General features: G+C 60.5%; 14 protein-coding genes and 1 pseudogene. 9 read left to right on the top strand and 6 right to left on the bottom strand.

Going from position 1 to position 17,223, the window contains the following annotated elements:
* Positions 1-102: 102 nt before the first annotated feature.
* Entirely contained in the window at positions 103-711 is a 609-nt protein-coding gene (locus ABIE49_RS20000; RefSeq protein ID WP_192739101.1) for a cell envelope biogenesis protein TolA, read from the bottom strand.
* A gap of 138 nt (positions 712-849) precedes the next feature.
* Here ABIE49_RS20000 and ligD point away from each other — a divergent pair, with 138 nt between their 5' ends.
* Positions 850-1,797 carry a non-homologous end-joining DNA ligase gene (gene ligD, locus ABIE49_RS20005; RefSeq protein ID WP_192739154.1) on the top strand — a complete coding sequence of 316 codons (948 nt, stop codon included), beginning with the start codon at positions 850-852 and terminating at the stop codon, positions 1,795-1,797.
* 85 nt (positions 1,798-1,882) lie between these two features.
* Here the strand turns inward: ligD and ABIE49_RS20010 are convergent, their stop codons facing one another.
* From ABIE49_RS20010 to ku, 4 genes and pseudogenes are all read right to left on the bottom strand, one after another.
* Positions 1,883-2,347, bottom strand: coding sequence for a metallophosphoesterase family protein (locus ABIE49_RS20010; RefSeq protein ID WP_145831221.1), 465 nt, complete (start codon positions 2,345-2,347; stop codon positions 1,883-1,885).
* Positions 2,344-2,847, bottom strand: coding sequence for an NUDIX hydrolase (locus ABIE49_RS20015; protein ID WP_192739100.1), 504 nt, complete (start codon positions 2,845-2,847; stop codon positions 2,344-2,346). Before ABIE49_RS20015 ends, ABIE49_RS20010 begins: the two co-directional genes overlap by 4 nt.
* Before the next feature lie 68 nt (positions 2,848-2,915).
* Positions 2,916-3,578: an HAD family hydrolase gene (locus tag ABIE49_RS20020; RefSeq protein WP_192739099.1), complete on the bottom strand. Its 663-nt coding sequence runs from the start codon at positions 3,576-3,578 to the stop codon at positions 2,916-2,918.
* A 339-nt stretch (positions 3,579-3,917) separates the two neighbouring features.
* Positions 3,918-4,840 (bottom strand): annotated as a pseudogene (gene ku / locus ABIE49_RS20025) (non-homologous end joining protein Ku).
* A 146-nt stretch (positions 4,841-4,986) separates the two neighbouring features.
* Here ku and ABIE49_RS20030 point away from each other — a divergent pair.
* From ABIE49_RS20030 to ABIE49_RS20050, 5 genes are read left to right on the top strand one after another with little or no spacing between them, the layout of a single operon-like run.
* Positions 4,987-5,382, top strand: a complete 396-nt coding sequence (locus ABIE49_RS20030; RefSeq protein WP_192739098.1) for a hypothetical protein — start codon at positions 4,987-4,989, stop codon at positions 5,380-5,382.
* 46 nt (positions 5,383-5,428) lie between these two features.
* Entirely contained in the window at positions 5,429-5,878 is a 450-nt protein-coding gene (locus tag ABIE49_RS20035) for a hypothetical protein (protein WP_192739097.1), read from the top strand.
* Between the two features lie 3 nt (positions 5,879-5,881).
* Complete coding sequence (locus tag ABIE49_RS20040; RefSeq protein WP_192739096.1) at positions 5,882-6,607, top strand: SOS response-associated peptidase; 726 nt, start codon at positions 5,882-5,884, stop codon at positions 6,605-6,607.
* 2 nt (positions 6,608-6,609) lie between these two features.
* Entirely contained in the window at positions 6,610-7,116 is a 507-nt protein-coding gene (locus ABIE49_RS20045; RefSeq protein ID WP_192739153.1) for an NUDIX hydrolase, read from the top strand.
* Positions 7,109-7,540, top strand: coding sequence for a DUF1810 domain-containing protein (locus ABIE49_RS20050; protein ID WP_192739095.1), 432 nt, complete (start codon positions 7,109-7,111; stop codon positions 7,538-7,540). The genes ABIE49_RS20045 and ABIE49_RS20050 overlap by 8 nt, the downstream gene beginning before the upstream one ends.
* Before the next feature lie 161 nt (positions 7,541-7,701).
* Here the strand turns inward: ABIE49_RS20050 and ABIE49_RS20055 are convergent, their stop codons facing one another.
* The gene (locus ABIE49_RS20055; protein WP_192739094.1) at positions 7,702-9,861 is read right to left on the bottom strand and encodes an exonuclease domain-containing protein; all 2,160 of its coding nucleotides are present in this window, start codon (positions 9,859-9,861) and stop codon (positions 7,702-7,704) included.
* A 261-nt stretch (positions 9,862-10,122) separates the two neighbouring features.
* Here ABIE49_RS20055 and dinB point away from each other — a divergent pair, with 261 nt between their 5' ends.
* Genes dinB through ABIE49_RS20070 form a run of 3 tightly spaced genes read left to right on the top strand, consistent with a single transcriptional unit; the run spans position 10,123 to position 17,187 of the window.
* A complete protein-coding gene (dinB, locus tag ABIE49_RS20060; protein ID WP_192739093.1) occupies positions 10,123-11,202 on the top strand; it encodes a DNA polymerase IV in 1,080 nt (359 codons plus the stop codon).
* A gap of 34 nt (positions 11,203-11,236) precedes the next feature.
* Positions 11,237-13,891, top strand: a complete 2,655-nt coding sequence (locus ABIE49_RS20065; protein ID WP_192739092.1) for a PD-(D/E)XK nuclease family protein — start codon at positions 11,237-11,239, stop codon at positions 13,889-13,891.
* A complete protein-coding gene (locus ABIE49_RS20070; protein ID WP_192739091.1) occupies positions 13,888-17,187 on the top strand; it encodes a UvrD-helicase domain-containing protein in 3,300 nt (1,099 codons plus the stop codon). The genes ABIE49_RS20065 and ABIE49_RS20070 overlap by 4 nt, the downstream gene beginning before the upstream one ends.
* The last annotated feature ends 36 nt before the right edge of the window (positions 17,188-17,223 follow it).

Consider the following 17,223-nt stretch of genomic DNA (forward strand, 5'->3'; position numbering starts at 1 on the left):
CGTGAACGTCGCTATTTTCAAGCTGCCATAGCTCTACGTCGTGCCGGTCCACTTAACCGCTTGGCGCGCTGCTCGTGAGTGCTGCCGACCAAGATCGGTTAGCTACCCCCGCGCGCGCCGGAGCGCAGCTTCCAATCGCTCCTTCTCCTTGTCCCAGCGGGCTTCTTCGGTTTGCGATTTCTTCTCGAGAGTCTCGACCTCGGCCTGGATGGCGGCAGCCCGCTTCGCATGTTCCTGCTCGGCCTTGTCCAACGCGGCCTGCGCCTCGTCGACCATCTGCTGACCGCGTTTACGCGCTTTTTGCCTGGCGGCCTCTTCCTTCGCTCGTTCAAGCTCGCGGCGCCTCTGCTCCCGTTCGTAGGCGAGAGCGGCTTTTCGCTCCGCCGCCTTGTCGACGGGGCGAGAGGAACGCTTTTCGTCCTTAAGCTCTTTCGGGTGGCTTTCGCTTGTCCGTCGTCCGCCAAGATCGGTGGGCAGCTCGGCATGTTCGCTGAAGGGTCTGTCGGTTCCAACCGGGCGCCTCAGAACGACGCCGGGCTTTGCCATGGTCGCTGCGACGACCTCCGGATCGTGGCTCTCCTTTGCCGCGCCCTGGTGGAAGAGGTTACTATCGGCGCCCCACGCCTCCAGAGCCGCCTTCATGGATGGCGCGGCGATCGCCTGATCGAAAAAGCCCAGCGAGGTCTGGTAGGTCTTCAATTTTCTGGCCATCGGTCTGATCCGCCCTTACCGAAATCGTCCAGCTCGCGCGCCCCGACGCCTGTGGAACACGACGCGGCCTCAAAGCGTTCCCTCATCCTTGAAGGACGTCCGTGCATTTCGCAACGTGCTCTTAAGGATTGGCCTCGAATGAGCCGGACGTCGACCCTGCCCAAGCGCTTGCAGCCGATGCTCGCCACGCTCACCGACGCGCCGTTCGATGATCCCGGCTGGGTTTTCGAGGACAAGTACGATGGCTTCCGGATGATCGCGGAAATCCGGCGGGGCAAGGTTGCCCTTTACAGCCGCAATGGCAAGATCATCAGCCGCAGCTATATGGAGGTCGCCAAAGCGCTGGAGGGCGTGCAGGGCGACGCTGTGATCGACGGCGAACTCGTGGCGATCGGAAAGGACGGCGTCTCGCATTTCCAGCTGCTGCAGAACGCGCTGCGCCATGAGGCGAAGCTCCTGTATTGCGCCTTCGATCTCATGTTTGAAAACGAAGTCGACTTGCGCAAGCAGCCTCTCCTCGAGCGCAAGAAGCGGCTAAAGGCGATTCTACCGCGCGACAAGCTGATCGCCTTCAGCCATCACCGCAAAGGGAACGGAACAAAATTCTTCGCCGAGGCAGAGCGGAAGGGTCTGGAAGGCGTCATGGCGAAGCGCGCCGACAGCGCGTATGCGTCCGGAAACAGGACCTCGGATTGGCTGAAGATCAAGACAACAAAGCGACAGGAAGTGGTGATCGCCGGCTTCACAGCGCCCAGGCGCACCAGGCCGTTCTTCGGCGCCCTGGTCCTCGCCGTACGGGAAGACGACGCATGGCGCTACATCGGACATGTCGGCACTGGCTTCAGCCACAAGGTCCTGGAAGACCTCCATGCCAAGCTCGTGAAGCTGACGGTCCCTAAATCACCCTTCCCTTCCAAAGTGAAGGACGAGGCCGCCACGACATGGGTAAAGCCCTCGTTGGTTGCTGAGGTGAAATTCGCGGAGTGGACGAGCAAGGGCGACCTGCGCCAACCCGTCTACCTCGGGCTCAGGTCCGACAAGCGGGCGAAGGATGTCGTGCGCGAACGAGAACGTCCGCGCAAATAGCGCTTCCCTTCGGGTGTAACCGGCAAACGGAACGAATTAACGCCTTCACCTCCTCCGCTGTGAATTCCCCTCCCCGGTCGTGTGTTCAGTCGCCTCCGAGGTCGTGAATTTCCGGTCGCATGCCCTCAGGCGTGACTTCGAGCATCGCAAGCGTAATCGGCAGCTTGAAGCGTCGCCGTCCCGCGCTGCCGGGATTCAGATAGAGAACGCCGCCGACCGTGTCGATCTTCGCTACGTGGGAATGTCCGGAAATGATCACGTCGATATCGGCGCCGGGGTCGACCTGCAGCGTCTTCAGGTCGTGCAGAATGTAGATCGACGTTCCCGCCAGGCGCACCAGTTTCGTATCGGGGTATTCGTGGGCCCACTCGCCGCTGTCCACGTTTCCACGGATGGCGGTGACGGGCGCGATCCTGCGAAGCGCGTCGACGATCTCGGGGCGCCCGATGTCCCCGGCGTGAACGATGTGGTCGACGCCCGCCAGGCGTTGTTCTGCCGCGGGCCTCAACAGGCCATGCGTGTCCGAAATGATTCCAATCTTGAACGTCATTTCCCTGCGCTCTCACCCGTCATCGCCAAAAGACGATCGAGAAGCTCCACTTGCCCGGAGAGTATCTTTGTTCGTGCGAACTCGATATCGAACCATTCCGCGCGGTCGACTTCGGGAAAGTTCTGTCGCCGACCGCTTCGGGGCGGCCATTCGATATCGAACGTGTTGCCCGCCAGTGCCGTGGGGTCAAAATGGCCCTCGCCGGTGAATGCGATCACGCGTTTCCCTCCTCGCTGGCGAACCTCCCCTAAGGCCTGCAGCCGACCAATCGAGGCGCTGCTGCCGAGTTCTTCGGCAAATTCACGTCGCGCGGCCTGCTCTGGGTCTTCCGCGGCATCGATTTCACCCTTCGGAATAGACCAGGCGCCACCATCTTTCTTGCGCCAGAACGGACCGCCGGGGTGAACGAGCAGGACCTCGAGCCCCCGAGCGCCTTGCCGGTAGGCCAGAATGCCGGCGCTCAACGTCGATCGCTTGGAAGTCTTTGTCAGCGCTGCCATATCACTCCTATTTTGCGGGGAAACTCAAGAGCTGAGCAACGGCGCAGGATCTGAGGCGCGACGTCTGGCTACTTGCGCAGCAACGAATGTTCGAAAAGGGCTAGTAGCGCAGCAGGCCCCGGATACACCTCGACGCATCCGGCTTGCCTCAGCGAACTCTCAGCGAACCCGCCGCAAAGCACGCCGATGGTCGTTATGCCAGCCTTCCCCGCTGCCTCGGCATCGTAGGGCGTGTCACCGATCGCGACGGCGTCGGCGCCTTCGAGCTTGAGCTTCTTGAGGACGAACTCGAAGATATCAGGCGCTGGTTTCGATTCTTCTACGTCGTCGGAAGAGGTTTTCAAATGCACCAGGTCGGCGATGCCTGCGATGTCGAGGTACATCTCGACCTCATCTTTCTTGGCTGAGGATGCAACTGCGATCTGAAGTCCAGCGTCGCGCACGCGCCGGAGCAAGTCCGGAACCGCCGAGAAGGGACGCACAAGCGGCAGATACTCGGTCTTGAAACGATTGCCGCGCCACTCTTCCAGGTCCTTGCCGTGGTCCAGTTGTTCATCGTCGGACAGGAAGACGGGAATAAGCTTGTCTCCGCCCTTGCCGATCTGGCCTCTCACCTGTTCGAAACTCACATCGTGGCCAAACTTGAGCATAGCTTCCTGCCATGCCAGCGCGTGGAGATCGACCGAGTCCAGTAGCGTGCCGTCCAAATCGAAAATAGCGGCTTTTGGCAATTCACATTCCTCCCTGGTCGGAGCGAGCTAGTTTCGCATACCACTCGGCATAACGTGTATTCTTCGCCACGTGCCGGTTGAGATTTGGCGACTCGTCGCCCCACCACACGGGACCGCGCTCGCCGAGCGGCTGCTTGACCTCGTCCACCGCCCGATGCGCCGTTGCTTCGGCGTCCGGATGGGTCGCTTTCCTGGCGCCGCGTACCGCCCGCCGGGTTCCATCAGCCGACCGACGAACTCGGCTCGCTCGGCTTCGTCGGACCGGGATTCGCCATCCGCCAGAGACTGCCGCGGACCACGAAGTAGCGCCGTCCGGCGTCACCGGGTGTTTCACGACAGCTAGGCCGACTTCCGCTGCGGCTTGGAGGCCGGCTTCTTCGCTGCGACCTCCTTCGCTGGTTTCTTGCCGGCGATCGGCATCAGCATCTCTTTCTGACCACTGGCGACCTTGCGTGCCCTCTTGGCCGGCTTGGAGTCCTCTACCGCCTTTGCGCCGCCAATGCTCTTGCGCAGCGCGTCCATCAAATCGACGACGTTCTCGCCACGCGGTCGCTCTTTCGCGGTGATAGGTTTGCCGGCGCGCTTCTTGTTGATGAGGTCGATCAGGGCGGTTTCGTACTGGTCTTCGAACTTGTCCGGCTCGAAGTGACCCGCCTTCTGGTTGACGATGTGCTTGGCGAGATCAAGCATGTCCTTGGTGACTTTGACGTCCTGAATATCGTCGAAATACTCCTTCTCGGAGCGAACTTCGTAGGGATAGCGCAGCAACGTTCCCATCAGCCCCTTGTCGAGCGGATCGAGGGCAATGATGTGCTCACGGTTGGTCAGCACCACCCGTCCGATCGCAACCTTGTTCATCTCACGGATGGTTTCGCGGATGACGGCGAAGGCGTCATGGCCGACCTTGCCGTCCGGCACGAGATAGTGGGGCGGATCAGATATCGCGGGTCGATCTCGCTGCGGTCGACGAACTCGTCGATTTCGATAGTTCGCGTCGATTCCAGCGCGACGTTTTCGAGCTCCTCCTTGGTCACCTCGATAAAGGTGTCGGTGTCGACCTTGTAGCCCTTTACGATGTCCTCGTTGGCGACTTCCTCGCCGGTGTCGGCATCGATCTTTGCGTACTTGATGCGATGGCCGGTCTTCCGATTGAGCTGATTGAAGGAGACTTTTTCGGATTCCGACGTGGCCGGATAGAGCGCGACCGGACAGGTGACGAGGGAAAGACGCAGGAAGCCTTTCCAGTTAGCGCGGGGGGCCATGACGGGGGAACTCCAATACTGATGCCGGATTCAAGACGAACGGCCCGGCTTGGTTCCGACACCGCGCCCCTCCCCGCAGGATGATTTTTTCTCGTACACGGGCTTGAGCGGACTCGACTTTTGTTCTCTTTATGTTCTAATTCGGAATGACCGACCGACCCGCGAGCTGGCGCATGCCGACCCCTAAACAGATGGAAAAGCTGGCCGCCGAAGCCGCCCGTAGGCCAAGCCCCTCCGCTGCGGCTTCGGATGCGCCCCTCCCGGCCGAATATTGGGAATCGGTACTCAAAGATCCTCGCGCCGATGCGACCGGAGCCCAGATGCGGCAACGGCGTCTTGCCGAGATTCAACGTCACGTGCTGCGCATCTCCTGCAGCCGCTGCGAGCGCACCGTGGAAATCCAGACCGCCGATGCAGTCCGATTGTATGGTGGCAACGCGGTCTGGAAGGACGTTGCGCAGCGGCTGCTCGACAACACCTGCCAGCAGCGCACCGGCAGGCATGAGGAAGACGGGTGCTGGCCGGCGTTCGAGACGCCGTAACCCGCTCCGGATCGCCGATCCGATCTCTTTGCGCCTGGATGTCCGGATGGCCCCGAAATATCACCCTACGCCGCTGTCGGGCGGCGATCGCAAGGCTCTGGCGAAAGAGTTCGGCAAGGCGCGGGCAATGGCAAACATCCTGACCGCCCAATCGGCGGAGATGCGGGCCAAAGGCGAGGCGATGATCCAGCAAGCTGACAGGCTGCTTTGCGAAAGCTGGAACGAGCGGATGTGGAGCGACGGCGAACCGGTCGATCCGTCACCCACCATCGACCAGGCCGTGAATGGAGGCTTCCCCTGGCTAGAAATCAGGTGCTCGCGCTGCAAGACACCGAGCGACGTCGACCTTGCGGCGATGAAGCATCCGCCGACCACCTTTGTGCACGATCTCGCCAGCCGGCTGCGCTGCCGCAAATGCGTCAAGGCGGGCCGGCGTCCATCCGCGACTCTGCTACAATTGGCGTGGCAGCCGCGCCACCCCCGAACCGAAGCCTGACCGATGTGCAATCTCTATTCGATCACGACAAACCAGGCCGCCATCATCGCGCTGTTTCGCGTCGTTAACCGATACGTCGGCAATCTGGCGCCGATGCCAGGGGTTTTTCCCGATTACAAGGCACCGATCGTGCGCAACGGGGCCGAGGGCCGCGAACTCGCGACGGCGCGGTGGGGAATGCCGTCGTCGTCAAAGGCGCTGATGGATGCCACGAAGAAACGGGCCGAAAAGCTTCAGGCCAAGGGCAAGACCGTCAATTTCACGGAACTGCTACGGATGGAGCCGGACGGCGGCACGACCAACATCCGCAACGTGAACAGCAAGCACTGGACACGATGGCTGGGAGCCGAAAACCGCTGCGTGGCGCCGTTCAACTCGTTCAGCGAGTTCAAAAAGGCCGAGGGCGGCGATATCTGGTTCGCGCTCGATGAGACCCGTCCTCTCGCCTGCTTCGCCGGTATCTGGAGCAATTGGACGTCCGTCCGAAAGGTCAAGGAAGGCGAGACCAACAACGACCTCTACGCGTTCCTCACGACGGAGCCGAACGCCGAGGTCGGTGCGATCCATCCGAAGGCGATGCCGGTGATCCTGACGACCCCGGACGAAGTCGAGTCCTGGATGACGGCGCCTGTCGACGAGGCCCTGAAGTTGCAGCGGCCGTTGCCGGACGGTGCGCTTCGAATCGTCGCCCGCGGCGTCAAGGAAGACCAAGCCGGATCGGCTCCGTGACCATGTTGCCTCTGAAGTCACGCCGATCAGTTTCGAGCGCGGGAGTTTTGATGTACCGGCACGCCGGTACAAATCTAGAGGTGCTCATTGTGCATCCAGGCGGCCCATATTGGCGCAAGAAGGATGAAGGGGCCTGGTCAATTCCCAAGGGCGAGTTGGATGAAGGCGAGGACGCCAAAGTTGCTGCGCGCCGAGAATTCCTGGAGGAGACTGGCGTCGCCCTCTCGGGTTTGCTTGATCCGCTCGGCGAAATCCGACAGCGTGGCGGCAAGCTGGTGATCGCATTCGCTGTCGAAGGCGATGTCGACGTCCTGACCATAAGAAGCAACACTTTCGAAATGGAGTGGCCGCCGAAAAGTGGACGGATGCGGAGTTTTCCCGAGATCGATCGTGCCGAGTGGTTCGACCTGCCAGCGGCGCGTGCAAAGATCCTTGAGGGCCAGCGACCGCTTCTCGATGGGCTCGCCCGATTCGTGAATCAGCCTGAAAAGAGGCCGACGCATGACTGATCCCTTCAATCTCCAGCGCTTCCTCGATGCGCAGGCGCCCATCTACGCGCGAGTCGTTACCGAATTGCGTCGCGGTCAGAAGCAAAGCCACTGGATGTGGTTCATCTTCCCGCAGCTTGCCGGACTTGGACATAGCGCGATGGCCCATCGCTTCGCGATCGCCTCTCGCGAAGAAGCCGTCGCCTATCTTAGCCATACCGTCCTGGGATCTCGGCTTAAAGAATGCACGGCGCTCGTCAGGGCTGTTGAGGGCCGATCGGTCCGCGAAATCCTCGGCAGTCCGGACGACATGAAATTCCAATCTTCGATGACATTGTTCAGTGCAGTATCGTCGGATCCGGAATTCTCTGCAGCCATCGCGAAGTTCTACGGCGGAAAGCCGGACCAAAGGACGTTGGATCTATTGTCGCCACAGCAGACCTGATCGGCATGCCGTCCTTCGTTGCCTGCTGCCCGCTCGGCGCGAAAGCAGCGGCCCGACCCTTGGCGCCGTCAAGAACGCTACTACTTTGCATGTCGACCGGTTGAGCCGGCAACACGAAAGCTACTTCCGCCTGGCCGTTCGAAGTTTATGCGCTCACGCGTTCAAGCCGCGTCCTCAAACACTGACGGTTCGGCTACCTCACGCTTCTGATTGATGAGATTTAGGAGATAGCTTGTCGCACGAGCATCGCACAGCGCACGGTGGTGCGTTTCAAGTTCGATCCCATAGAGCACGCAGAGTTTCCCAAGGCTATACGACTTATGCCCGGGATAACGCCGACGCATTCCCGGGACGGTGCAGAGCTTTGGAAATCGAAAGCGGCGACCGAGCCTTTCATATTCATGGCTGATGAATCCGTAGTCGAAATTGACGTTGTGGGCGACGAATATCCCGTCGCCCATGAACTGCATAAAGCTGTCCGCGACTTCCGAGAATACCGGCGCATCGCGAACCATCTCGTTCGTGATGTTCGTGATCTGCGTTATTCTTGCAGGAATAGCCCGCTGTGGATTCAATAGGGAATGCCACTCGTCGACGACTTGATGGTTTCGGATCTTCACCGCGCCTATTTCCGTTATCCGATCGCCGGACGACCAACTGCCCGTCGTCTCGACGTCGACCACGACGTAATCCTGCTCGGGGTCGAAGCGGTAGTCGACCCGCCCGATTTCCGCACGAATGCCGGCGTTCCCAAGCTGTCGCAACCGTGTGAGTTGATTTCGGCGGATGACGTCGCCTTCGGCCTTGATCTCCATGAAGGAGACCGTTCCTTCCTTCTCCAGCATGAGATCCGGGAATCCGTCGCGCATGTCGCGGAAGTTCTGGCACAACGAGCGGACAATCGCGGCGATGCCTTCCCCGCTGGCTCCCGATAGCAGCAGCCGCAGCGCATCGACGTCGACACGATCCCAGGCGAAGATACCGTTCGGACGACCCCAGTTCGCAGCGATCGTGCGCAGCAGCAGATGGAGAGCACTTCCGGATCGGACGGCGTCCAGCTTGTCATCGATGTGGGCGCCAAATTTACGCGCGAAGCTCCGATCCTTGAGGCAATGCGGCACCCAATCGAAACTGCTGTGAAGCAACTCGGACTCGAATAGTTCATCCCAAAACAGCAAGCCGAACAGCGAATGCCAAAGTGTGTTTTCCGTGAAAAAGACCCGGTAGCCTCTGCGGCGCATCACACCGACGACGCCAGCCTCCGGGTTGCCGCGATGAACGTCGTCGACGGTGAGGGTGACGCCGGCGCGAAGCAGCTCGGTGCACGATCCAGTCCGGCGACCGCCGAATTTGCGAGCGTAGAAATCCGAAGCGAACAAGAATTCGCCGTCGCTCGCAGGATCGTCGATCATCCGACGTAGCAGATCTTCCGCGTCTGCCTTGTTGCCGGCGTTGTAGAGGAGGCGGACCAACCGCTCATTACATTCCGACGACGAGCCTGCGCGATAAAGCTGCCTGGCAAGATCGGTCTCGCCCAGCTTCTCGAAGAACTGACCAACCTGCCAAGCGGCACGGCTGCGGAGATCGACGGCATAATCGCTTGGGCAATCTGGACCGCCGAAGATGTCGGCGACTGCCCTTCGGTAGATGCTCGGCGATTTTACCTCTAGCCGGTCGAGAAGCTGGCTATAATGGAAGCAGGCCCTTGCCTCGTCGCCATCAGTGAAACGGGCCATGAACGAAGTGGCCTTGTTGGTGCGCATGATGCCCAGATCGCGAAGCGCGAACTTCTTCAAGTCCTCCTCAGTCTTGCCAAAGTACAGGTAGAGCAGGAATTCGAGCGGCCGGACGTCATCCAACGCGATGAACTTTGCCGCCCCACAATGCTCCGCTGCAAGCTTGAACGGAACGTGTGCCAAGAAGTAATCGGTCAGCTTCGCTTTCGGCCATGAGGCGCGGATGTCCGTCCGCCCAGCCGCCTTTGCACCGGTGACCAGGACGTCCTTAGGCAGGCACGCGACGAACGCGGAGTAGTCCTCCTCTATCAGCAATCTCGCTTGGCCGCACGCCAGCAAGTCGTCAGCCGCACGTTCCAGATCTGAAATCTCGGCGTACCTGAACAGCGACCGATTGAAGATCGCGCCCCGCCGATTGACCATCCGTATCAACAGGCATTGCGCGTCCTTGGAAAGATTCTGGAAACGCGTGACGAAGGCATCATGCTCATCCGTCAAGATCGAGCCGTAGGTAGCTCTGACGAATGCGAGCATCTCGACAAAATGGTCGTGGTAATAATAGACAGGCAGATCTGGCCGTTTCATCCGCAGCGCCCTCGGGCCTTCGGTATTTGAATCGAACGCAAGGACGTGGCGGGCAGGACACTGGATTGCCGATTGCAGCCGCTACGATATTGTTCTATATTTGTTCCCGGCCGTTTTGATTTGTCAATGCCCCCTTCGGGCTGCTGCGTGGAGGTTGTCGATCCCCGCCCCCCGGCGGTTTTTTACTGCGTACTCCTCAAAGATTCCGTCCCCGGATCCACCATGCTCCTGCGGACGGAGGGGGCTCTTCACCAGAGTGCAATGAACGAAGGCCGCCAGCGCAAGATTATCCACATCGACATGGACGCGTTCTACGCGTCGGTCGAGCAGCGGGACAATCCAGATCTCTGCGGCAAGCCGGTCGCGGTCGGCGGATTCCGCGAGCGCGGCGTCGTCGCGGCGGCAAGCTACGAGGCCCGCAAATTTGGCGTGAGGTCGGCCATGCCGTCCGTGACCGCAAAGCGCCAATGTCCTGACCTGATCTTCGTGAAGCCACGTTTCGAGGTCTACAAGGCGATCTCCCAGCAGATCCGCGAGATTTTTGCTGAACACACCCCGATCATCGAGCCCCTGTCGCTTGACGAGGCCTATCTCGACGTGACGGTGAACCTGCAGGGGATTCCGCTGGCCCGTGATGTCGCGCTGGCGATCAGAGCGAAGATCAAGGAGGTGACCGATCTCAACGCTTCCGCTGGAATCTCCTACAACAAGTTTCTGGCGAAGCTCGCCTCCGACCACCGCAAACCGAACGGCCAGTACGTCATCACGCCGGAAATGGGCCTGGCGTTCGTCGAAAACCTGCCCGTCGGCAAGTTTCACGGTATAGGGCCTGCGACGAGCGCTAAAATGAATTCCCTCGGCCTCTACACCGGTCTCGACATGCGCAACCAGTCGCTGGATTTCATGCAGGAAAACTTCGGCAAGGCTGGCGCATATTACTATTGGATCTCCAGAGGAGTCGATGACCGTGAAGTCAGAGCGGATCTGGTGCGCAAGTCAATAGGCGCCGAAAATACTTTCCCCAATGATCTTTCCGAATTGAATGCCATGGTCACGGAATTACAGCCGCTGATCGACAAGGTGTGGCGACATTGCGAAGAAAAGGACACCCACGGTCGGACCGTCACTCTCAAGGTAAAGTTCGCTGACTTCGAATTGATAACGCGGAGCCGAACGTTGGCCAACGCGGTCGGCGGCCGCGATGAATTGCAGAACGTTTCGGTCGATCTGTTAAAGATGCTGTTTCCGATGCAGAAAGCGGTTAGGTTGCTCGGCGTCTCGGTATCTGGGTTTGCTGCCGAAGATATCCATCGTCCCAAACAAATCGTCTTAGCCATCTAGTGCAGTCGATGGGGAGATAGTTCGAGTGAATGGCATGCGTACCTTTGATATCCGGACAACGGTAATCGAGGGCTCGCTCGCCTTCCAGATGCGGCGCGCTGCGGCGGCTCGTGCCAACGAATGCGGTCTACAGATCATGACGCTGCCGCAGCTTGCTGCGCGGCTGGCCGGCGGGTTCACCGTTCCCGTCTCGACGGAACAACTCGATCTGGCGATCCAGCGGGCGCTCGATGACGGCGATTTCGTCGAACTAGAGTCTGTACGAACGCTGCCCGGCATGACCCGGGCCGTTGCAGGCAGCCTGCGCAAGGTATGGAACGCGGACGTCGAACTACTCGAAACCAACGGCCCCGGAAAGTTGCGTATTGGCGAATTGGCGCTCATCGAAGCGCGCGTGAGAAGCTATTTGCCCAAGGCGATGCTGATCCCCCGGGACCTTCGCAACGCAGCACTACAGCGAATAGAGCGCGCGTCGCGACTGATCGGGCCAGCGACGATAGAAAGCCTTTCTTTCATCCCGCCCGTTTGGCAGCCCTTGATAATGGCGCTCCAACAGGTCGTCTCCTTGGAATGGCGGGCACCGCCGAAGGCCGAGACCGACTGGTTTACCGGCTCGCTGACTGGCAGCGGCCCGGATCGACCCTTGAGCTCGCCTGCAGCGATCTCATGCGCGGACCCGCGGCACGAGGTGGTCGAGGCACTGCGCTGGGCAAGGCGGCTGCTCTCATCTGGCACGGCAAGGCCTTCCGAGATCGCCATTGCGTCGGCGAGCACTGCTCCCTGGGACGACCACGTATTCGCCTTAGCCGCCGATGCCGGTCTGCGAGTGCACTTCGTGCATGGCATTCCCGCGCTTGCGACGCGCGATGGCCAGCGGTGCGCCGCATTGGCGGACATTTTGCAGCACGGGCTGAACCAGCAACGCATGCGGAGGCTTGTCTCACTTTGCCGGGGCACGGGAGTGCCGCTTGATGTTTTGCCGGACCGATGGATGTCCTCCTTGCCGCGTGGAGCGACATTGGTCGAGGTGGAGGATTGGCGCCGCGCCCTTTCGGCAGCCGCTCAGAAGGATGGCTCGATCGCCGGGGCTGAGGCCGTGCTGCCGCTATTGGATCTACTTTCCAGAGGGATTGCAGCATCAAGCGCGGCAGCTAGTCTCTTCCTGCGGGGGCGCGCCTTGCAAATCTGGGAGGCTGCCGCTCGGTCGGCTCCCGTGGATGCGATCGAACTCTCCTTGCGTGGTATCCGGCTCGCGTCGGAAACGGACGCCGCCGATTCTATCGCTTGGGCCCCCGCGCGAGATCTTGCAGCGGCCCCACGGCCGCATGTCCGTTTGCTTGGTCTGACGAATCGAGGCTGGCCACGACAAACCGGCGACGACCCTCTCTTGCCTGGCCACGTGCTTTCTGCCGATCAATTCGACGATCCCATCGCGCGCGCTGACCGCCGGCACTTCGAGGTGATTTTGGACGCAGCGACCGGCGACGTGGTCCTATCGCGGAGCCGTCGTAGCGCTCAGGGTAGCCGCGTAGGGCGCAGTCCGCTGCTGCAGAACTATTCCGAGATCCCACTGTCCAGAGCGCGCATCCCGGAGAACGCGTTCAGCGAATCGGATCGACTAGCAGCGCGTCCCGGAGATGCGGCGAGAGTTCCGAGACTCAAGTCGGCGCAAGCGTGCTGGCGCAACTGGCACATCGACAACCTCACGCCCCACGACGGACAATTTTCCGCTGATCATCCGATCGTCGTGAAGGCTATCGAACGTGTCCAATCGGCAACCTCTCTGAAACAGCTCTTAAGAGATCCTTTGGGCTTCGTCTGGCGCTACGGCCTGGGTTTACGCACGCCTCAAGAACGGGAACGATCGCTTTCCATCGCTCCCGACGATTTCGGCAAGCTGGTTCATGACCTGCTACGTCGCGCGGTGGATACCCTTGAGCCCGATCCCGGTTACGCCAAAGCATCCGAGGAGGAGATAGACAAAGCTCTAAGGGCGGCGGTCAAAACCGTGCACGAGGATTGGCCATTAGAACGTCCCGTGCCGCCAAAACTATTGTGGAGCAACACGGTCGACTTCGCCGCGACTTTGGCCTCCGTGGGGCTCCGGCGAAAGGACATCGCGGAAGATGGTACGCGCAGTTGGACCGAAGTTCCCTTCGGCCAACCTGCTGGCTTCGTCGCCGGACGAGAATTGCCTTGGGATGCGACTGCTCCCGTTACGGTGCCAAATACGCCGATACGTCTGCGTGGAACTATCGATCGCTTGGACCTGCGGAGCGCGCCGTCGGCGGTGCGTGTGACCGACTACAAGACGAGCGAGGCGCCCAGGAACGCAGCGCGTATAGTGATAGGCGGGGGCGCGGAACTACAACGTGCACTCTATGGGCTCGCGTGCCGCCAACTGCTTGAGGAAGAAACTCGAATCATTGCTCGCCTTCTTTATCTGGTCGGCGAGCCACAGGCCCCCAAGTTGAACGACCTCGACGCCGCGGTCGAACAGATCGCTGCCTTCATCAACGAGGCCGTCGCGATGCTCCGAAATGGATCGACGGTACCCGGACGTCTTTCATTCGATCAGTCGAACGATCTGCGCCTAGCGTTGCCGGCCTCGCCCGGCTACGAGCGTCGCAAGCTCATCGCCTTCGACAAAGCCGGCAAGGGCGTCTCTCGCTATTGGAGCGTGCCGTGACGACGAGCGATAAAGCCGCGCGCTCAAGAGCGCTGACCGAGCTCGATTCCACGCTGTTGGTGGAGGCTGCCGCTGGCACGGGCAAGACATCCCTGCTCGCCGGCCGCGTCATCATGCTTTTGGGTACAGGCATCAGTCCAGCATCGATAGCGGCCATCACATTCACGGAACTTGCGGCCGGTGAGCTTCGGCAACGCGTCGCACGATATCTCGATTTGCTGCTGTCCGATACCGTCCCCGACGAACTGCTGCTGTGTCTGCCCAACGGCCCGGCGGAGGCGCAGAAGACTGCCCTGCACAAGGCCGCCGCACGGCTCGACGAGCTGACTTGCTCGACGATTCATGGGTTCTGCCACGATCTCCTAAGGACGTATTCAGTGGAAGCAGGGATCGATCCGGGTGCGGAAATCCTCGATAGCGAGCAAGCGGATTTTATCTTCGACGCAACCTTCGATCAGTGGTGGCGCGATCGGCTCGACACGCCGACTCCCGGTGATGATCCGGTGGCGTCGGTAGCGCGACGGGACCCGAGGGGCGCAGAAGAACTGTTGCGTGGGTTCGCCCAATTCCGCCGACGTTACAGGACGGCTTGTCCTCCTCCTCCCGACCTCGAAACCAAGGCCGACCTTGATTTCTTGGAAAGCGTCCGCGAATTCCGGCGCTGGTGCGATCGCATCGGCGCGCCTCCTGATGCCCATCAGGACATCGTCGCCTTCGAGACGCTGGCGTTGCATTTCGAAGGACGCTTCGATCCACTGCCTGGTTTCGAACAGCTTTGGGAATTGGCACATCCTGCCGCTCTGCCAATCATGCGGAAGGCTTCCTTGGACCTCCGCGATTACAGGCGCCGGTCGCTTTGGAGAAAGGTTGGAGGCAAGGAGAGAGGCGACCGTCTCGCTGACGAGGCGGAAAGTCATTTCGCGCGCTGCCGCGATGCTTACGGGACGCTGATGGGCCGGATCGCGAACGCCATCATTGGGTCACTGTCCGTCGAACTCGACCACGTGTTGGCAGAATACGAGGCCTTCAAGAGGCGAGCGGCCGTGCTCGATTTCGACGATCTATTGTTCACCTGCCGCGATGTGCTTCGCGCAAGTCCGTGGGTACGCGCCGCTGCGAGCGAGCGATTCTCCCGAATTCTGGTCGACGAATTCCAAGACACCGATCCGGTGCAGGCCGAAATCATCTTTTTGCTTTGCGGCACGGCCGATGGCACGGAGGGCTGGCATAAGCGACTCCTTAAACCGGGCCACCTGTTCTTGGTTGGGGATCCGAAACAGGCCATCTATCGTTTTCGTGGAGCCGATCTCGCGACCTACCTGACGGTGCGGCGAGCGATCGAGGCGCAGTTTCCTGCCAACCTCCTGCAGGTCACGGCCAACTTCAGGTCGCGCGGTGAAATTCTGGACCACGTTAATCGCTGCTTCGAGAGGCGCCTATCGGCGCAAGAGGCCGGATATGTAGCCTTGGAGGGCACCCGCACTCCCGCGCAGCACGGCTTTCCCTGCGTTACAAAAGTATCGCTCCAACTGCCGCCCGACACGAGAGTTGACAGTTCGCGTGACGAAGAGGCTCGTGCAGTCGCCGAAGTCTGCGCTCGATTGATCGGAAACGTCGAGTTGAAGCTAAACGATGGAGAGACGCGACGGTTGACTCCTGGTGACATTGCGCTGCTGGCGCCGGTTTCGACCGATCTCTGGCGCTATGAAAGAGCGCTCGAAGAGGCAGGCCTGCCCTTCGCTTCCCAAGCGGGCAAGAACCTATTCAAAAGGCAGGAAGCACAGGATCTTGTGGCGTTAGTGAGGACGTTGGCCGACACACGGGACACGTTGGCTCTTGGAGCGCTCCTACGTGGGCCCTTGGTTGGTTTGACCGAACAGGAGTTGCTCGATATCACCGAAGGCCTCCCTCCGTCGGATGCCGAGCATGACTCCGTCGGGCTCTCCCTTCGAATTGCCCCTGAAGCGATCCAGCATGGGGTCGCGCGCGACGTCCTGACCATCCTGAGCGATCTTCAACGCCGCGTGCACGGTACTGCCCCCGCGCTCCTTCTTGCCGAAGCCATCGAAAGGTTGCGGGTGCGGGCGATAATCATGGCCCGCAGCACCGATCAGGCCGTCAGATCGCTCGCAAACATAGATGGCCTGCTTGAGCGAGCTCGTAGCTACGGCGTGCGTGGCTTCGTTCAGTTCGCCCGCGATATCGACGAAGAATGGTCGAGCGGTACTGGACATGCTGAAGGCATGATCGAGGCCGATGGCCAATCCATCGAAATAGTGACGGTTCACTCCTCCAAGGGGCTGGAGTGGCCCGTTGTCATTCCGATAAACCGCGCGTCGATGCCGCGGCGCGCCGAAAAGTTCGTATACCGGCGAAGCGACGAAAGCCTGCATTGGGCGCTCGGCCAAATCATCCCCCCGAGTCTTGGCGACGCCCTGCAAACTGAGGAGATCGAAAAGCGCAATGAAAATCTTCGCCTTCTCTACGTCGCATGCACGCGGGCGATGGAATTGCTGATTGTGCCGGACTTCTCTTGGAGCAACGACGCGTCCTGGGCTAAATTGCTGGACTTCCAGCTCGGCGAGGTGCCGGAATTAAATATCGCCCGCCTTCCACGCAAGTCGGCGGCGGCCGCCGATACCGTCGAAAATCCGCAAAGTGAGGAAGTCTTCGCCGCCGAACAAATTCGGCTCGTCGAGGCTTCGCCGATCATTCGGTGGATCAGACCCAGCGATGGTGATCCGGATATTGTACCCATCCAGGTTCCTCCCGAACCAGGCCCGGAAGAGCCGCTTGGACCCCCTCCCACCGTCGAGGGCAGCCGCTTGCGCGGTGTGGTCCTGCACAAGCTTATGGAAGAGTTGATTACCGGCGAACTGGACGAAAATCTCAGCGCCACGATTTCCCGGGCAAGACAGCTTCTGGAACAGTTGGCCTCGGAGTCGCGTGGCAGCAGCGCGCCAAATCCGGATGAATTGGCGAACACAGCGCTGCGAACACTTCGCCTTCCGGAGATCGAACCCTTTAGAGGTCAACTAACAGCGGAACTTCCCATTTATGGAACGGCCTCAACGGGCCCGAACCAGTTGATCGCAGGACGAGCCGATGCGGTCGCAACATCCGAGGACGGCAGCAGGGTCGCGTTCGATTGGAAGAGCGACGTCGCCCCCAGGGATGCCAACCGAACCGCCTACAGGCAACAACTCGGTCAGTATTTGCATGCTATCGGGGCCCGCCGGGGCGCCATAGTCTATATGACGACGGGTCAAATCGACTGGATACAGACGTCTTATTAAACAGGGACCGCACTTCAGCGACCCGGGTTGCCTAGT

It is taken from the genome of Bradyrhizobium sp. OAE829 (assembly GCF_040546575.1).
In the GTDB taxonomy this organism is placed as follows: Bacteria; Pseudomonadota; Alphaproteobacteria; order Rhizobiales; family Xanthobacteraceae; genus Bradyrhizobium.